Annotated in this window: 18 protein-coding genes; 7 read left to right on the plus strand and 11 right to left on the minus strand. The window is 42.2% G+C overall.

The genetic code is table 11. The features are described from left to right. From BLR65_RS12400 to BLR65_RS12420, 5 genes are all read right to left on the minus strand, one after another. Positions 1-369 carry a cytochrome c maturation protein CcmE domain-containing protein gene (locus BLR65_RS12400; protein ID WP_093794503.1) on the minus strand — a complete coding sequence of 123 codons (369 nt, stop codon included), beginning with the start codon at positions 367-369 and terminating at the stop codon, positions 1-3. Further along, positions 366-983 carry a cytochrome c biogenesis protein gene (locus BLR65_RS12405; RefSeq protein ID WP_093794579.1) on the minus strand — a complete coding sequence of 206 codons (618 nt, stop codon included), beginning with the start codon at positions 981-983 and terminating at the stop codon, positions 366-368. The genes BLR65_RS12400 and BLR65_RS12405 overlap by 4 nt, the downstream gene beginning before the upstream one ends. A gap of 15 nt (positions 984-998) precedes the next feature. Further along, on the minus strand, positions 999-1,676 hold the full coding sequence (locus BLR65_RS12410; protein ID WP_093794504.1) for a heme exporter protein CcmB: 678 nt from the start codon (positions 1,674-1,676) through the stop codon (positions 999-1,001). Beyond that, entirely contained in the window at positions 1,648-2,268 is a 621-nt protein-coding gene (locus tag BLR65_RS12415; protein WP_169716828.1) for an ABC transporter ATP-binding protein, read from the minus strand. The genes BLR65_RS12410 and BLR65_RS12415 overlap by 29 nt, the downstream gene beginning before the upstream one ends. Before the next feature lie 98 nt (positions 2,269-2,366). Then, a complete protein-coding gene (locus BLR65_RS12420) occupies positions 2,367-2,879 on the minus strand; it encodes a cytochrome c3 family protein (RefSeq protein ID WP_093794506.1) in 513 nt (170 codons plus the stop codon). A gap of 319 nt (positions 2,880-3,198) precedes the next feature. Between BLR65_RS12420 and BLR65_RS12425 the strand changes: the two genes are divergently transcribed. Beyond that, entirely contained in the window at positions 3,199-3,912 is a 714-nt protein-coding gene (locus BLR65_RS12425; RefSeq protein WP_218130634.1) for a methyl-accepting chemotaxis protein, read from the plus strand. A gap of 228 nt (positions 3,913-4,140) precedes the next feature. Here BLR65_RS12425 and BLR65_RS12430 read toward each other — a convergent pair whose 3' ends face one another. The 6 genes from BLR65_RS12430 to BLR65_RS12455 form a co-directional block, all read right to left on the minus strand. Further along, positions 4,141-4,908 (minus strand): ATP-binding protein, encoded by a 768-nt coding sequence (locus BLR65_RS12430; RefSeq protein WP_093794508.1) that lies wholly within the window; start codon positions 4,906-4,908, stop codon positions 4,141-4,143. 135 nt (positions 4,909-5,043) lie between these two features. Then, a complete protein-coding gene (locus BLR65_RS12435) occupies positions 5,044-5,778 on the minus strand; it encodes a hypothetical protein (RefSeq protein ID WP_093794509.1) in 735 nt (244 codons plus the stop codon). Positions 5,779-5,789: 11 nt separating this feature from the next. After that, on the minus strand, positions 5,790-6,578 hold the full coding sequence (locus BLR65_RS12440) for an acyl-CoA dehydratase activase (protein ID WP_093794510.1): 789 nt from the start codon (positions 6,576-6,578) through the stop codon (positions 5,790-5,792). Between the two features lie 16 nt (positions 6,579-6,594). Continuing rightward, the gene (locus BLR65_RS12445) at positions 6,595-7,902 is read right to left on the minus strand and encodes a 2-hydroxyacyl-CoA dehydratase family protein (protein WP_093794511.1); all 1,308 of its coding nucleotides are present in this window, start codon (positions 7,900-7,902) and stop codon (positions 6,595-6,597) included. 3 nt (positions 7,903-7,905) lie between these two features. Then, the gene (locus tag BLR65_RS12450) at positions 7,906-9,042 is read right to left on the minus strand and encodes a 2-hydroxyacyl-CoA dehydratase subunit D (RefSeq protein ID WP_093794512.1); all 1,137 of its coding nucleotides are present in this window, start codon (positions 9,040-9,042) and stop codon (positions 7,906-7,908) included. Positions 9,043-9,115: 73 nt separating this feature from the next. Continuing rightward, positions 9,116-10,255: a DUF3373 family protein gene (locus BLR65_RS12455; RefSeq protein ID WP_093794513.1), complete on the minus strand. Its 1,140-nt coding sequence runs from the start codon at positions 10,253-10,255 to the stop codon at positions 9,116-9,118. Between the two features lie 416 nt (positions 10,256-10,671). Between BLR65_RS12455 and BLR65_RS12460 the strand changes: the two genes are divergently transcribed. The 6 genes from BLR65_RS12460 (at position 10,672) to BLR65_RS12485 (ending at position 18,102) form a co-directional block, all read left to right on the plus strand. Beyond that, complete coding sequence (locus tag BLR65_RS12460) at positions 10,672-10,887, plus strand: Sec-independent protein translocase subunit TatA/TatB (protein WP_093794514.1); 216 nt, start codon at positions 10,672-10,674, stop codon at positions 10,885-10,887. A 340-nt stretch (positions 10,888-11,227) separates the two neighbouring features. Beyond that, entirely contained in the window at positions 11,228-12,397 is a 1,170-nt protein-coding gene (locus tag BLR65_RS12465; protein WP_093794515.1) for a methyl-accepting chemotaxis protein, read from the plus strand. A 250-nt stretch (positions 12,398-12,647) separates the two neighbouring features. Then, entirely contained in the window at positions 12,648-14,657 is a 2,010-nt protein-coding gene (locus BLR65_RS12470; RefSeq protein ID WP_093794516.1) for a (Fe-S)-binding protein, read from the plus strand. Positions 14,658-14,887: 230 nt separating this feature from the next. Continuing rightward, positions 14,888-16,072 carry an acyl-CoA dehydrogenase family protein gene (locus BLR65_RS12475; RefSeq protein ID WP_093794517.1) on the plus strand — a complete coding sequence of 395 codons (1,185 nt, stop codon included), beginning with the start codon at positions 14,888-14,890 and terminating at the stop codon, positions 16,070-16,072. Between the two features lie 125 nt (positions 16,073-16,197). Continuing rightward, the gene (locus BLR65_RS12480) at positions 16,198-16,722 is read left to right on the plus strand and encodes a hypothetical protein (RefSeq protein ID WP_211285118.1); all 525 of its coding nucleotides are present in this window, start codon (positions 16,198-16,200) and stop codon (positions 16,720-16,722) included. Positions 16,723-16,830: 108 nt separating this feature from the next. After that, positions 16,831-18,102: a CaiB/BaiF CoA transferase family protein gene (locus tag BLR65_RS12485; protein ID WP_093794519.1), complete on the plus strand. Its 1,272-nt coding sequence runs from the start codon at positions 16,831-16,833 to the stop codon at positions 18,100-18,102. Positions 18,103-18,184 lie beyond the last annotated feature (82 nt).

Here is an 18,184-nt window from a genome sequence, read left to right on the forward strand (position 1 = left end):
TTACAATCCTCTCTTTTCGTATTTGGACGGACATTTAATGAGTAACTTTTCAGCGGAAAATGTCTCGCCGTTTTGCCTGCCGACAACAACAATTTCCGTAGCATGCTCGAAGTTATCCGGTTTTGTTCCCTGGTAGCATACGGGAACCTTATTCCCTTTTTCGTCCACTAAAAAGAATGTTAACTCCTGATTCCGATAGGTAATCATGTCTGACTCTTTTACCAGCGTTCCTTTGACTTGCACAGTGGAATGAGCTGTCCTCGCTTCGGCGAAACTAACGTAGGGATTAAGCGATAACTTGAATTCAGTTAGGAAGTATATGATGAGAAAGGCAAGAAAAATAAATATAATAGAATGACGTTTTTTCATAGGCTAATCCTCCGGCTGAATAACAGTCTAAAAAAAATGAGGGTAACATTGATTAGTGAAGCTAATAAAACATAGAGCATGATTCGGTTCATTTCGATATGCCCGCTGGCATTTATTACCGGCTCGGGATGGAGAGAGAAGTAATAGCGGGGAATAACGAAAACTAAAAAAGGTATGGTTAAGCAGGAAAAAAGTGAATATATCGCAGACAGCTTGGCCTTTTTTTCTTGTTCTGGAATGGAAGTACGTAGCGCAAAATATGCGCCGTATAGCAAGAGTAAAATAAAGATGGTTATTTGGCGGGGGTCCCAGTTCCAGTACGTCCCCCAGGTTAATTTGGCAAAAATTGCGCCGCTGACAGTAGCCAAAAGGCAAAAGAAAAATCCGAGTAAGGCAGAACGATAACTGAAATAATCGTTTTCTAGACGACGGTTTCTAAGATAGCGAAAAGCCCACCACGCTGACAGCAGGAAAGCCAGAACGGAAACCCAGGCAGTTGGAATATGAAAAAAAATTAAACGGACTAAATGGCCAAGGCCAATGGCGGGCGGTACCAGGGAAAATACCAACCAGACAACGCCGGCAGTAAATAAGAATAGTAATGTATTAATCATCATAATGCGCTCTCCTTAATCGTACCAAATGTAATCAAATAAAATAGAAGCAATGCCAAGCAGAAAAATATCATAGCCGAAGACCAAGCAGAGTTGGTGTTGCATGGTAAAAACTGTATTTGTTAGTACGCCTTCAGTAAGTTGAATAGATACTAAAAATAGCGGCAAAATGATGGGAAAGCTCAGGACGGTAAAGAGCGAAGCTTGGCTCTTAGTATAAATAATCATCGAAGCTGTTAATGTTGTTATAGCAGCAATCCCTATATTTCCGGCAAATAAAAGCAAGCATAAATAGCCGAAGTGATAACAGGTAACATTCAGAAAAATTATAAATAATGGCAGCAAGAATAGTGCTAAGACATGCAGCAATAAAAGGTTATAGAAAAACTTTCCCCATAACACCGGTTGGCTACTGCTGTAACTGCGGAGAGTATGGAGGGTACCTGTGGCCTGTTCTTGCAAAAAGACGCGAGAAAGTCCGGCCATTGCCGAAAAAAAGAAAATGGTCCAGAAAAGAATGGCGATTAGGTTTGCCGTTAATGGCTGGCTGCCAAGCGACAGGCTAACGGCGGCAAGGGTTGTTAGTGCAAACATGAGGAGGGAATTAATGGCGGAGAGAGTTCGCAACTCGGTTTTTATTTCTTTTAAAAAGATCAGTTTGGTTTTATGTAAGCCGGTAAAGCGTGTCGGCATAGGCTACCTCCGCAGAATCATTTGTGGCAAGGAGTATAGTGCGTTGTTCAATTTTGGCCATACCAATCAACTGCTTAACAAGATTCCTTCCATTTTGATCTAGATTAGAAGATGGCTCATCAAGCAGCCAAATTTTTTTGTTCGCTGCATATAGCAAGGCAAGTTTCAATCGCTGTTTCATGCCGGTAGAAAAGTTGCTTAGCTGCATGCTTGACGCTTGCGGCAGATTTACTATTTGCAGGCTGTTGTTAATTTGGCCGGCAGACAGAAAACTGCCTGTCATGCCGAGGAAAAAAGCAAGATTTTCTGCGGCTGTCAATGATTCATAAAACTGCATCTCAGGCGAAATAAATGCAATTTGGCTGTGTATCTCATCTGACGATAGGGGCTGATTGTTCAGCATATAGGTAATTGTTCCGGCAGATGGGCGGATAAGCGTAGCGATAATCTTTAAGAAAGTGGATTTTCCCGATCCATTTTCTCCCGTAATGCAAGTACAGGCGCCGGCGGCAATAGCACCGCTAAATTGACCGTATAAAGATCGTTTTGGGTATCTTTTTTCTATTCCGGAAAAATGAATGGATATTCCCAATTTTATTCCCCTAGAAAATAAGGGACTGCCAACGGAAAAATATAGCAGTCCCTTATTTTAACTTAATTATTGTCTCTACCGCTGCAAGCTGCGAAAATTTATTTTTCCCATTCAGGGGGAAGCTTTTTCATAAAGTCGAAATTGTGGCATTCCGCACAGGATGTCTTGGATTTGCTATGCATCTTATGACAATCAGCACACACTAAGTCGCCTAAATGAGAGTCGTGAGGATTTTCATTTCCATATTGAGTTTTGGCTTTGATGTCATTGATATTGTGACATTTAAGACACATCGCGTTATCAAATTTACGTTTTTCCGGCGGATCATCAAAATCGTCTGTGACATATTCCCAGGTTTCTTCTACTTTATCAGAAATTGTATTTTCATGACATTCAATGCACGTTACTCCAGCTTGAGCATGCTTACGGGATAAAAGTTCTCCGGAATTGTAGCCTTCTACATATGGCCCCATAACGTGGCAGGGGGCGCAGGAAATGTTAGGGTAGGCTTCGACCTGTTTCATTGCAAACGCAGCAACGCCAATAAAAAAAACTAATGAAATTGCAACAAGCAATGGCTTACGTTTGATAAAATCAATTAAAAAAGCCATTATGAGTCCTCCTTTAAGTAATCATTGACAACAATCGGTTTATCTTATTTTATAATAAACAGTAAGATTTTTCTTTGACGATTTCTACAATAAATTAAAGCTGCTCTTTGTAGATAATAACGACGGGGGATTGCCTGTTGATTAGGAAATGAACGGCTAACTGGGGGATAAAACACCTAAAAAAAATAGATTTCTTTAGTGAACTGTATACAAAAGTATGCTACATATTATAGAAATCACTAAAGAAAATAAAGCGAATTAATTATAAAATTGAAATAACGGTTTAGCAATGGGGAATAAAATCAGTACGGAGGGCATTATGGAAAATGAATTACAGGAAATAGTGGAGGCTTTCAACAAAATTACGCCACTTATCCAACAACTATTCGCAGATCCTATTAGTTTTATTATTACAGATAGAGAAAAAGTGGTAGGGCTGCTATCGCATTCGAAAACTCCTCAAAATATAAGTATAGGCGATAAGTTAACAGGAGAAGAGGGCCTGAGCCTATCCATGAAAGACAATAGGTTCGTATCTATGGTACTGCCGAAAGAGTTCTACGGATTTTCTTTTAAGGGAGTCAGCATCCCGCTAAAAGATAGCAACAATACGATAATTGGCGCACTGGGAATCGGTATCAATTTGGACCGGCAAAATGAACTTGCCGACATATCCCATAATATTTCGGGTTCTTTAGATCAACTGGCAAAAGCTATCAGTCAGGTTACGGCAGGTGTACTGGACATCGCCAATTATAGCAAACAAAATTTAGAGAAAATGGATAAAACAAAGCTGGAAACACAAAATACCGACAATGTGCTTGATTTTATTAGAAATGTGGCAGGCCAAACCAATCTTTTGGGAATTAATGCGGCTATAGAGGCAGCAAGGGCAGGTGAGCATGGCAGAGGATTTGGCGTGGTTGCTGAAGAAATCCGTAAACTTTCCAGTTCTAGTGCGGATAGTATAAAAGATAGAGGATACTTTACAGACCATTCAAAATCATATAGCCAATGTTTCCGAGAGTATTAATAAAGAAAGCGGGATATTGCAAGAGCAATCGGCGGCTTTGGAAGAAATTAATGCCTCTGTTGAGGAACTAAGCTCTTCAGCACATTTTTTAGCGGATATTGCCCAAAAAATGTAAAAAAAACGAGAGATGTAAACATGAATAAACTTAATTATACTCTCTCGTTTTTGCAGGATTGGTTTGAAAACTATCTAAGAGCTGTACGTTTGGAATTTTGCTAAATAGTAAGATCATAGCTGGTTTATGTGTTTTGCAATCCTAGTTACAGCCTGTAAAGCTAAAGACTCTTCCGGTAATTTTAATAGTGGTTTTCCTGCAAAGTCATGTTTTTCAACTAACCTGTCATAAGGAATTATGCCCAATATGGGTACACCGATTTCTTGTGCCATAGTTTCCAAAGGGGTAACGCTGTCTTTGCCTCGATTTAAGACGACACCTATTTGATCGCAGGCCGGAACACAGCCGTTGTCTACCAGCTGTTTAATATGTTTTACAGTCTGCATGCCTCGATACGATGTATCTGTGACAATAATTAGGGTATTGACTTTATCTACAACCTGACGGTTAATTTGTTCCAGGCCGGCTTCACCGTCAATTAAAATAGTATCGAAGGTGTTGGAAAGCTGGGCGATGGCATCTCGTAGCAGATCATTTAGAGCGCAAAAGCAGCCTTTTTTATCCATGCACCCCATTGCTAGAAAAGAGAAGCCCTTTTCCTCAACCAAGGCTTTAAAGATCATATAATCGAGTTTCTCCACAATAGCGGTTTGGTCCGTTTCGCCCGCCTGCGCCGCTTTTATTATTTCTTCCCGGACTTTTCCTATTGTCAAATCTGTTGTAAGTCCCAATGAAAAGGGCAGCCCCAGCGCCGGGTCCGCATCGATCACCAATAATTTCCCGCTGCTTTGTTGCTGGGACAAAACTTTCGTCATCATAGAAGTAAAGGCTGTTTTGCCAACACCGCCCTTACCGCAGACAGCTATTATTTTTCGTTCCAATTTAATCCTTCTTTCTCTATATAGTATCCAACATGTTGCAGGCAGGTGGTGTATTGGCAAAAATGAAAGTCAAATACGCCACCTGCCTGCAACATGTATTTTTAATGCTGAATACATATTCTATGGACGGAATAACTATTTCGCATATAAAGGTTTCAGTTTATTTGCGACTTCTAGCCCATTTTCACGTGCTGTAGCGCATAGTTCTTTTGACGAGCATTTTCCGCAATGTCCGGTTTTTATGCACTCATTGACATTAATTCCCCGGTTTTTCCAGACAGATTCTTTGATTTTTTTCTGAAACTCATAAATCTTTCCGGCGATAGATTGCCAATGCTGGAATTGTGCTGTGGGAGAAGTAAGATAAAAAACTTGGACATTTGTTATGTTAGCAAATCTTTTTTTTATGCGTTGAATTAATATTTCTCCTAAGGCAGCAAAAGATAATCCGTCTTTTGCTGCTTGGTTGCTGATACGACACCAGAAAGTTTGATTGCTTTTCTTTACCATATAGCCGTCCACCTGCATCAATCCGTGCAGCGCTTGTCCTAACAGGTAATACGTTTCTTCATCAAAATTATGTCCGGCCACTTTCACAATTTGACCAAAAGGTAAAGAGAGTTCCGTTGTATTAAGATCTTCGCCGCACAGGAAGACGCCACTGTCTTTAATATCACTGGGGACAATGATCGAGAATGTTGCTTGGCAGCCGCCGAGTTCAATTTTCATATCACTTTTTAGCACAATTCCCGAGCCTCTGCCTTTTTGTAAAAAATAAGACGTTCTCACATCTGCTAAAGATAGTTTCTGAAAGCACTCGGATGCCATTACGCTATCTATTTGTGCCTCGTACGCTTTAAATTGCTCCATAATACACCGCCTTATTTTGGACACATAGCCCTATCTCTAGCAAAAAGCGCCGCTCCTAACGCACCTGCAATTTGCGGGTTTTCATTAAGCTTTGTAATTTTGCTATGCAATTGCTGTTCCAAGCTTCGAATTAATGCCTGATTTCTGGCACAACCACCTGTTAGTACAATATCTTCTACAATACCAATTTTATAAACCATCGCATGGATTCTTCTTGCTATAGAATCATGAATACCCGCAGCTATATCGGAAATTTTGACATTGTTATTCACCAATGTTATTACTTCCGATTCGGCAAACACACTGCATTGTTTTGATATTGTTTTCGGCGATGTTGATTGCAGCGAATAGTTTACCAGATCATCCAAGGAACAGTCTAACACTCTGCACATAGCTTCAAAAAACCGCCCTGTTCCTGCTGCGCATTTATCATTCATAGAAAAATCAACGACTTTGCCTGCTTTATTTAAAGAAATAACCTTACAATCCTGGCCGCCTATGTCCACAATTGTTCTAACAGCAGGATGAAGCCAATGCGCGCCTTTAGCGTGACACGAAATTTCCGATATATCATCTTGAACATAGGAAACATTAGTTCTGCCATAACCTGTACCAACAATATAGGACAGGGCATCAACTGAATCAAGCCCAGCTTTCGCTACAGCCTCTTTCATGACTTGTTGGGCAGTGGCCTCCGGTCCATGGGCAGTGCGAGCAATCGACCATGCTAAAATTTGATCATCTTTTAATATTACAACCTTACCTGTGGTAGAACCAATATCACATCCTGCAACAAACATTTACAATCACCTCGCATTACATGTCTTTGGCCCGCTTAAAACCTGTGGTGCTTAAGAAATTAGAGATATCCTTTTTCAGTTGGTCAAGGGGAGTATACCGTTCATCAAACAGGCTTGTTGTCAGACCTAAAAGCGGCACCTCCATATCGCGGCATACCTTACGCAGGAAATACTTGGAACCTGACTGATCCTTATGTCCCATATGCCCGCCGTCAATTACACAGTTGATGCTATAGGTGTTAATAAGATCTGTTACATCATCAATCATTACATCTACAAAGCCGCGTCCCTGGCGAATCATCGGCACTTCAAACACTGACCGCCGCGCTAGCCCAAACAGCATGCTTTCTTCGGTAGAGGTATCAATTTTTTCATACGGCGTATTCCCCTGGAAAGACATAACAACAACCGCATTCCATTCTTCTTCCAGCCATTTGCCTAACCTTTCTCCCCACTGCGGCGCTAAGTCCGGCCATAAAATACGGATCTGTTCCTTTTCCAGCACACCTTTGCCGGCAGCTACCGCATCTTTCATCATATCGCGCACCACTGTCATGAGCGCTGTTGCCCGCGGGTCGCCGCACGGCAAATGCTGTGTCAGGGCCCAGAACATATCATCAGTAATGAATGAACCGATTGGGCAGGGACGGGCCTGTTTCAGTTCATTGACTTCTTTCCATACTTCATATTGTCTGTTGGTTTCTTCAACAATTTCACGGACTTTGGCAAATTCATATTTTGTGCCTGTTGTTTTCTCTAAGAAGGCAATCATATCTTTGAGCTGCTTGGCAACATATTTATAATCTTCGTCAGTATGCCCGTAGCTGGGGTCAATGATAAAATGAGGTACGTCTTTCCATTCCTTGTTGACCTTAAAGGCCTGATGCAACATAAGTTCACCGTCGCAAGGTTCGCCCATAGCCAAAAAACAATCCGGTTTCGGATGGAATTGGTTATATACAGAGTATACTGCATAACGGATAAGCGAACACATCTTCTCATCAAGCGGAAAATGGTCGCATTCCTTGGCATCTTGATAATCTGTTAATTCCAGATGAAACAATAGCTCGAATACCGGATTATAGTATTTAATCCCCATTCCGGCTGCAATTTCCTGGGCATTGCCATACCATGTACAGATAAGGGGCTTGTGATTCTCAGCAGCGTCGGTAATATTCTCGTTGTAATCAAGCATTAATTTTAAAAATTTTATCTGTACCGGGTTTTGCTCTTCGGCCGGTGCCGATTCCAGCATTTTTAACACTCCGACTACTCTTTCATGATATTCATGAATTCTTTTTAAATCTTTTCTCATTTTTGCCATGGCTCATGCCTCCTCCATTGTTTCTAAGAATGCTTGCACGCGTGTTTTTAACTGCCCCACGCTATCTAAAATATATTCCACTTCTAAATTTAAAATAGGAATATTCTGCTCTTTAAAGAAATTCGGCAGAATAAACTGTACAAAGGCCATTTGATCACATTCTGTGAGCCTGGCGGTAATAACGCCATCGATTTGGAATGCTTTGACAATCTCTGTCATACTTTCAAGACGTTTGTCCAAAGTACCGAATTGACGCTGGGTAACTGCTCTGGTATAAAAGTAGAAGTCAATAATTGCCTGCAGGGGATCGCTGCTTGTGGAAATTTCGCCTTCAGCTGCTTTGTAGCCTATACTGTTATAATCGGCAACAATGGTCGCACCTTGGCTTTCTAAAGCTTCCATGAACTTAATATCATCGTCATGGATGCCAATATAAAGCAACCTTTTTTGTTTTTTCTGAGATTGTTCAGGAGCTTTTTCTGTTAATTCATGCAGCAGTTCTGTCAATAATTCATTATAGCGTTTGCGCGGCATAGCGGTAGCGGCAAGCATGACGGCCCTGGTGTCAGCGCCGCTGAGCGGCGGGACGGGCCGTTTTTTAAGCTCATAGATTTTGCGCTGCAGTCTTCGGGTTTCATTATGCAGCATGATGGCCTCTTTGAGCATGTTATCTGTAATGGTTACACCAAATTTTTCTTCTGTTTTTTGTTTAAATTGTATAATTTCTTTTTCGTAAAATTCTCTGGCAAGAGCGTCATTTTTTTTAGGTAAATATATAAATGCATAGCAAGGATTTTCAGGTATGGTAAGCCAGTTATCATAAATTCGGCGCATATGATCGCACTGGTTAAATACAACCGCGCCGTCTAGGAATTTATATTCTCCCTGTAGGATCTGTTCGAAGGTAGAGCGCGTATAGCCGCAGTTTAACTGGCGGAAATAGGCGTCGGCCAGTTCTGTTCCCGTACTGCCTGTTCCCCGGATACCAAACGCAAGAACACCGGCGGCGGTCAGAATTTCTTCCGGTACAGCCGGATAAAAATAGCCGGCGACTTTTCCGCCTTGTTCCTTCCAGGCGGCGACTTCGGAATTATAGATGGTTGATGCGGCTTCTTTAAAAATTTCCATTGCTTTTTTCATCGCATTTTGCTCCTTTATTAAATATATAGCAAGATTCACATCCTAAAGAATATGAATCTCTCGCTATTTTAATTTAGAAATGATATTCCATTGCTGCCATAAAATTCTCGGCGTTTTTATTATCTGTTTTCCTTGTATGATCACCATATTGTAATGTCAATGTGGCATTTTGAAATACTGTATATTCTAATCCGTATTCAAAACCCTTAATGTTTGACATATTATACGCATTAAACGGATTATTGTCGTCAAAATTTTTCATAATTTCAGGCGCATCGGAATCTCCCATTGAAAGTACATCGAAGCCGGTATCCGCATTACGATATCCAATCCACGCACCATATGATCCTGGCTTATTAAGGTCGGCACCACGATATTTTACACTTGCTACATAGGCTGTAGCGCCATCGTTGCCGGACAGAGCTTTAGCGATATCAGATTTATTTTTTCCATATTCATATTTTATACCGTAATTCTGTAACCCGGTATATTTGAAGCCGACAGCATACGTATCGATAATTTCTTGATGTTTATCTTGTAAATACGCCGCAGTAATACTTGTATTTTTCAAACCAAGATACTCCATATTACCTGCCATCAGATTTAGGCTTTTCTGACCTGCGATGGCAGTTGGATATGAGATATTTCCAGCTTTACCGACAGCCCCAGTCAACTTAAAAGCACCCAGTTTCTTTTGATACATAAAGCCATCAGCACCTGTTGTCACATTTCCTTCCGCGCCAATACCATTGATCAAACCTTGTCCGAGATATAGCGGAATGCGGCCAAAAAGCAGTGTATCTGCACCAAGTGCTTTACCGGCAATAAACGCTTGCGTTACAGACATATCGGCATCTCCACCCGCATGATTTTCGGATTCAATCCGACCACTAAAAATCAAATTATCCGTAAGCGGTTTAAATATATTTAAACGTATACGGTTATTTGATTCAGGAGATTGATCCCGGTCTTTGGCATACTCATAGCGAACCCGAACATCACCAGTGATTTTTACTTGTTTGGAGTCTGACTTAGCGGCAGCCGCCTTTTCATTTTTGGCCTTATTTTCCGCCGCCTGTTTTTCTAAGACTAAAATCCGTTCTTTTAATGCAGCGATTTCTGTTTCGACGCTATTGTCTGCTGGAGCCGCATATACGGGTCCTACCATTGACAAAATTACCGTGGCTGCTAAAATAGCAACTTTTTTTTTCATTTCTATTAATTCCTCCTACCAATTTTTATTTCCTTCATTTATATTAGCAGGTTCAAATTTGTTCGTCATTTTGCATTTATACAAATTATCGGATAATTTACTAGTGCTTTATCCTGATAACTGAGATTGAATTTTTGTGCATTATCTATGGATTAAGCGCTTTTTCTGGTAGTTTTTTGCAGTTAGGCATTCATCACTTTATATATTTCGACAAAATATATTTAGTCTAATTGGCTATTTATCCAAAGAAATACTTTACATTTTGTCGTACACTAGTTAATAAGTCCTCTGGATTGCCGAAGCTAATCTATCTATAATTGCTACATTATGCAGAACAATAATACATATTATATAAAATGTCATCTGCCAGTGGAGGAACTAGAAGCAGGTGAACATGATGAAAAGGAGAATTTAGCATGTTTAATTTCAGTATGGCTGAATTAGGAATAATCTTAGTAATTGCCCTCATGGTATTTGGTCCGGGAAAGCTACCTGATGTTGGCAAAGCCTTAGGCAGAAATATTCGAGAAGTTCGGCAAGCGGCCAATGAAATAAATAGTCCTAATACGGAGAAAGAGGAAAGTTTGGCGGTTGGAACCAAGGCTAGAAAAGAAATGAAGCATTCTGGGTAGCATTTGTTGCCCAGGAGATTTGTTGACAAAAAAATAATGATGTCATATAAGGCACCATTATTTAATACAACTATATACAATATAGTTGTTAATAAAAACTTCATAATTTTTAAATAATTAAAATAATTAAATTGTTATCAATTATAAAGTATTGTACATTTAACATGACAAGTCGGAAATGGTGTTCGAAATTTAGTTGCGAGCGATCAAAACATTACCTCAAAAGCTTATTGCTGTGGAACAAATTTGTTATGTTGAGTTGCGGTACCTTAAAAATGCGGGGACAGGGATTTAAGAAATTACTCTCTGTCCCCGGTTTTTTGTAGCTTTAACGGGAAAAATGAATTCTGCAGGCATCAGGAGAAAAAGAAGGCTCCGGCCACGTATTAGGTTCAATGGGGAGGCGCATTTATTTATTACCTGGTATGCCCGCCGTATGGCTAAACCAATTCAGGCATTGGAAATGGTGGCAAAGCGGATTGCCGCCGGCGATATTTCGCAAGTTAGGCTGGGGATTGTATCGAATGATGAAATCGGGCGGTTGGGAAAAAGTTTTGAACAGATGGCGGAAAATTTACGCGGCTTAATCCGCAAAATTACAGAAGCGTCCGAACAGGTGGCGGCTTCTTCTGAAGAACTCAGTGCCAATGCGGATCAGTCGGCCCAGGCGTCAAGCCAGGTAGCTCAAGTTATTGCCGGGATGGCGAATGGAGCGGAAAAGCAAATGAAGGCCGTGGGCGATACGGCTTTAGTAATAAATCGAATGGCCGAAGGGGTTCAACAAATTGCCGCCAACGCCGATGTGGTTTCTGGCTTTTCGAAAAAATCAGCGGATTCGGCGCAAGAGGGCAGCCAGGCGATAGAAAAAGCAATGACTCAGATGGAAAATATCGAAAAAACGGTAAATCGATCAGCTGAGGTTGTAACAAAATTGGGTGAACGCTCACAAGAAATTGGTCAAATTGTGAATACCATAGTCGGCATTGCCGGGCAGACCAACTTACTGGCTTTGAATGCAGCAATAGAAGCCGCCCGGGCAGGCGAGATGGGACGGGGATTTGCCGTAGTGGCCGATGAGGTGCGTAAGCTGGCGGAACAATCGCAAGATGCGGCTAAGCAGATTGCGAAACTGATCACAGAAATTCAAAAAGATACCGATAGCGCGGTGCTTGCAATGGATGACGGCACTAAGGAGGTTAGTATCGGTACTGAAGTCGTAAATGGCGCCGGTAAAACCTTTGAAGAAATTTTTAGATCCATCAATGACGTGTCAGTTCAGATGAAAGAAATATCAACTGCGATTCGACAGATGGCAAGTGGTAGCCAACAAATTGTAGGCTCAGTGCATGAAATTGAAACAATAAGCAAAGAGGCTTCGGGGCATGCACAGACCGTATCTGCTGCAACGGAGGAACAATCAGCCACTATGGAAGAAATCGCTGCTTCCAGTCAGGCTCTTGCCAGGATGGCAACAGATCTAACTCAGGCCATAAGTTATTTCAAAGTATAGAAAATATTGGGCACAACATAAAATTGAAACAGCAAAAATTAAGCCTTTCAAGGCGGAGAGCTTAATTTTTGCTGTTTTATTTAGCATTACTATCAATCGAAATGACTATATATTCAAACTTCATAAAAATTCAATCATTAAACTAATTAAATTGTTGTCAATCATTAAGTATAGTACATTTAGGACGACAACCGGAGAATAGACGTTATGTTCAAAAAAATTTTAAGAGATAAGAGAGGAGCAATTTATTATGGCAAAGATCCTGGTATTTTTACTCTGGATGGGTTTTTCATTTGGCTTAATGACGTATATGATCTTTCGAAAATTCAAGAATACATTGCACGGGAAAGCGGATGACAGATCTGATCGGCTGGGAGATCGTCTTACCTATTTCCTGACAAATGTTGTAGGGCAGGACAAGGTATTGCAGGATCCGATTTCCGGTTTGTCCCACGTTATGATCATGTGGGGCTTCGTTGTGCTTGGCTTTGGTGCAATCAACCTGGCAGTTGAGGGGCTGTTTGGCGTTCCAGTGCCGTTCATTGGTGACAATTGGCTGTTTATCGGCTTAAAGGAATTGTTTTTACTCTTGGTTTATATCGGGGTTATCCTGGCGGTATTGCGGCGAACAGTACTGAAGCCGGCCCGGATAGAAAACTCCGCTGAGGCGTTTGCCATTCTTGGCCTGATCAGTCTGATAGTTACCGGAGATCTTTTGTATAATGGCGCCGGTTTTGCTCTGGGAGAAAGAGCAGACATTCGCAGCGCCGCTTTTTTCGCTAACTTCATAGCCGGATTGCTGGCCGGAACTTCACCTGCCATACTTCATATTTTGGCCGATGCCGCCTGGTGGACACATTTTTTGGCGATGGGGCTTATGGCCATTTTGATACCCGGCTCAAAGCATCTGCATCTTGCCTTTGCACCCGCCAACGCCATCTGGCATACTTTGCGACCCAAAGGTTCTCTGACTAAGGTCGACTTTGACGACGAAACTGAGGAAGAATTTGGTGTTAACAAATTGGAGCAATTCACTTGGAAACAGCTTTTCGATACGTATAGCTGTGTGCGGTGCGGCAGGTGTACCGAGCATTGCCCGGCCTTCCAGACCGGAAAGCCGTTGGATCCGCGTGCCCTGCATGTTGAATTGCGGGCTCATATGGAGGAAAAAGCACCACTCTTGGATAAGATCAAAGCGGCCGGCGGGGAGAAACCGGAATTTACTGAGGCTGAACAAACAATCCTCAATAAGACGATTGTTGACGGTGTGTTTTCCGAAGAATTTATCTGGTCCTGTACTACCTGCCGCGCTTGCGAACAAGCCTGTCCTGTATCTAACGAACATGTGCAGAAAATCATCGATTTGCGCCGTTATATGGTCATGACGGAAGCCAAAATGCCGGAAGACGTACAGCGTACATTCAATTGTTATGCGAGCGGCAATCCGTGGAAACTTCCCAGTAGCAGCCGCGGCGACTGGATGAAGGGTCTGGATGTTCCCGCTTGGTCGGATAAGGCCGAATATCTACTTTATGTGGGGTGCTCCGGGGCTTATGACGACAGGGCTAAAAAGGTCAGTGCCGCTTTGGTAAAGGTTTTGCAAGCGGCCGGCGTCAATTTCGGCGTTCTTGGCAACGACGAACCGTGCTGCAGTGAGACCACTCGCCGGCTGGGCAACGAGTTTGAGTTTCAGCAGTTGGCTGAAAGTAATGTGGAATTGTTTAAAAATCTGGGTGTTAAAAAAATTATTACCCTTTGTCCGCATTGCTTTAACTCTCTTAAAAATGATTATCCTGATTTTGGTGGTGAATTTGAAGTCATTCATCATTCCCAGTTTCTTGCCAGGCTGATTCAGTCCGGAAAAATCAAGGTAGAAAAAGCGTTTGACGCCAAGATTGTCTACCATGACGCCTGCTACCTTGGACGTTACAATGATGTGTTTGAGGCGCCGCGGGCAGTCCTTCAGTCCGTACCGGGAGTATGTCTGACCGAAATGGGGCAAAACCATAAGAATTCATTTTGCTGCGGTGCCGGTGGCGGACGGAACTGGATGGAGGAAAAAATCGGCGATGGCCAGCGGCGTATTAATGAGGTTAGAGCCAAGGAAGCCTTGGATACCGGGGCAGAGGTCATTGCTACGGCTTGCCCGTATTGCCTGACGATGATGCTTGACGGTACTAAGGCGCATAATGCCGAAGAACGGGTTCGAACACTGGATATTGCGGAAATTCTTGCCCAGTCCATTAAGCAGGAAATTTAATATAGTCGTGCTAAAAATCGGCTGGACAATGTGGTTTTACTTCATAATATTTTGATAGTTTATAATTATTAAATTGTCGTAAATATTTAACTATAGTATATTGGGGCTTAAGAGGCGGATTACTCTTAACAAGTCCGGAAGGAGCCGAATTAAAAAGCTAAGGCGTAAGCCTTGCACTATAGATGCTTTCGGATTTCCGAAAGTTCTTAAAATGATAAGGGGGAAAAAAAGTGGGAAAATTGAATGAACAAGAATTTCAAGCGTATTTAAAACAAATCAGAGAATTGGCAGAAGGTAAACTTGACGAGATGCAAAAAGACATCGAAGTTACGAATGTGTTCCCGGAGGAGTTCTATCAAATCTGTATTAAAAATAATTTGTATCGTTGCTCGGTTCCGGTTGAGTATGGCGGCTGGGGTCTTTCCGAACTGGAAATTCTAAAAATTCAGGAGGAATTTAGCCGCGGACCGGGCGGCATGCGTATGCATTTGCATTATGCAATGGATTTGAACTGGCGTCCGCTGTATGATTTTGGTACGGAAGAGCTTAAGAAGGAATTAATGCCTGGTTTTCAGGATAGAACAGTCTTTACCTGCTGGGCTGTAACCGAAGAAACAGGCGGAACCGGTGCCGATATTCAAACAAGGGCGGTAAGAGACGGAGACGATTACATTATTAATGGGGAAAAGTTCCTGATTTCCCATACTGACTGCTGTAATTATGCCTACATTACCGTTCTTACCGATCCGAATGCCGATAAGGACCATCGTCTTTCCACCTTTATGGTGCCCTGCAACACTCCCGGGTATGAAGTCACTCCCATGCCGCATATGATGGGGTGCCGCGGTGCAGGCCATACCGGTTTAAAATTTACCAATATGAGAGTCAATAAAAAATACCTTCTTGGCAAGGAGGGCGATGGTCTTCATATCTCTATTCATTCCTTGTCTGTTTCCCGTGCTCACATTGCCGCCAGCAATTTAGGCATGGCCCAGCGTATGCTGGAAATCTCCCTCAAGCGGGCTCATGACCGTGTTACCTTTGGCAAACCTATCATTGAACGCCAGGCCATTAGGATGAAAATTGCCGATATGGCTACTCATGTCCATGCTTTGCGTACTATGGTCTATGATTTTGCCAAGGATTATGAAAAGGATCCTCATGGAGAATATATTGAAGAAAAAGCGGCTATGTGTAAATTGTTCAGTATCCAAGTTACGAAAGTGTGCGGCGATGAAATGCTGGAAATCTTCGGTGGTATCGGCTACTTCGAAGATTGCGAATATGGTCCTGTTGAACGCTTGTATCGTGATTCCCGCGCCATGTGGTTAGAGGAAGGTACTCCTACCGTGCAGCGCATCACTATTTCCCGTCAGACTGTCAAACATGGTGGCCGCTTAGAATACCTGGATTAATACCAATTACGGACATGCCGGAGGATCATCAGGAGCAAATCAAACCGATGATCCTCTTTTTCCTTTGAATCATAGATCACCACCGGAGACGGAATAGACTGATGATTGGGAGGGCTGGAAATTTGGTGGAACATGAATTTGGACCACTTAGAAGCAGAGCATCCAGAAAACCCTGGCCGGAATGCCCTGATATCATAATCTACCGTTGCGGTCATTGTGGAAAGCTGTATCAAGGATTGGGGGGGGATCAGCCGGCTCAGGCGCTTAGCTGTTGTAATATGACCATGGAATGTCTGAGCCCGCTGCATATCGAGGATGTAATGCCCGAATTTAACGTGGATTACAAAATCGTTGGCGGTTTTAACCAGAGTGCTGTGCAGGTATTCTGGGAAACAAAACCGGAAGACAAACCGGAGTGGATTTTGCTGAAGACTTTTACCGGTGGTTATATCAAATATGTTGCTTCCAAGAAGCGGCCGCCCCTGGTATTCCCCTTAGCCGACGAAGACGCTTATGTATATTGTGACAGGCAAGTTTGTCAGGAGTGCGTTTTTCGCTGCAAGCGCGGTTTTATGATTTATCTGTACAGTAAGACAAGAGGTTTGTTGGAAATCCCTTTAGAAAAAATGTCTGATTACTTCAAAGTTTAAAAGTGGTATATTAGAGTTCCCTAAGAGGGGTAACAGACTACCGGACAGGCCAAACCATATGCAAAGGATTTTACCAATAGCAAGCTAGATTGAAGGAGGTTTTTTGCCTTGAAAGGATTGGAAGGAATCAAAGTAATTGAATTAACTTCTTACATAGCCGCGCCGGCATGCCCCAGAATCCTTGGGGAAATGGGAGCGGAAATTATTAAGATTGAACCATTTACCGGTGACGAGCAACGTACGCAAGGGCCGGGCTATGGCATGCTGCGCGATGATATTGAAGACCCCGCCTTTGATATGGCAAGCCTTGATAAGAACTGGTTAAGTGTCAACCTTAAAAGCAAGGAAGGTCTGGAATTTGTTTATAAAATGCTGGCAACGGCCGACGTCCTGGTTACAAATTTTCGGGACAGGGCTTTGGTTAAATTAGGATTGGATTACAAGACGATCAGTAAGATGTTTCCGCATATTGTTTATGCACAAATGAGAGGTTATGGCGAAAGAGGCCCGGAGAAGGATTCCAGGGGATATGACGCTACGGCATATTCCGCCAGGGGCGGCATATTAACCGCATTCCCCCAGGTGGGCGAAAACCCGGTCAATGTTCCGGCAGCTTTTGGCGATTGGAACGCGAGCGGCTTTTTGACCGCCGGTGTCTTGGCTGCCTTAGTTCGCAAAGAAAAAACAGGTTTGGGCGATAAAATTGTTGTAAATCTTTATCATGTCGCCTGTTGGGGCATGCAGCATGCCATTGTTTCCCGTCAGTCCGGAGCGCTGTATCCAAGATCACGCAAATTGGTGCCAACGCCGTCCAACAACTGTTACCAATCTAAAGACGGGATTTGGTTTCTAATTTGCCAGGGCAATTATAACAAGTATTATGAACAAATGGTTACAGCATTTGGGATTGGATTACTCATAAACAATGAAGAGTACAATACCCTGGAAAAACTTACCGCGAATAAAACCAATGGCTATGTAGTCGAACTTTTCGAAAAAGCGTTTGCCAAAAAAACATTTGCCGAATGGGAAGAGATTTTCAGGAAAAATGAAATACCTTATCAGAAAGCCTTTACGATTGACGATGTCCTTATGGATGAAGAAGCTTACGCCAATGATATTTTAAGACGCGTTCACTATGAGTCTTACGGCAAACGCGTTATACCTACAAGTCCGATCAGAATGAGGAGTGTCGGCGATCCTAAGTTATGGACTTCGAAACCAATCGGTTATGATACGCGTTCTTATCTGCTTAAATATGGCTATTCCGAAAACGATGTGCAAAAATTTATTAATAATGGCGTAATTAAAGTGTATGAAGGCAAGACATTAGCATTCAATAAACTTAATGATTCATCGGCAGCAGAGCCTCTTTCCTAAAAGCAGATCTTTCATTAAAAACGGTACAAAAGTCTGCAGAGCCAATCAGTTAATAGTAGTGTATTAATGATAAAGCGAGGTT

This window comes from Sporomusa acidovorans, assembly GCF_900101845.1.
Lineage (GTDB): Bacteria > Bacillota > Negativicutes > Sporomusales > Sporomusaceae > Sporomusa > Sporomusa acidovorans.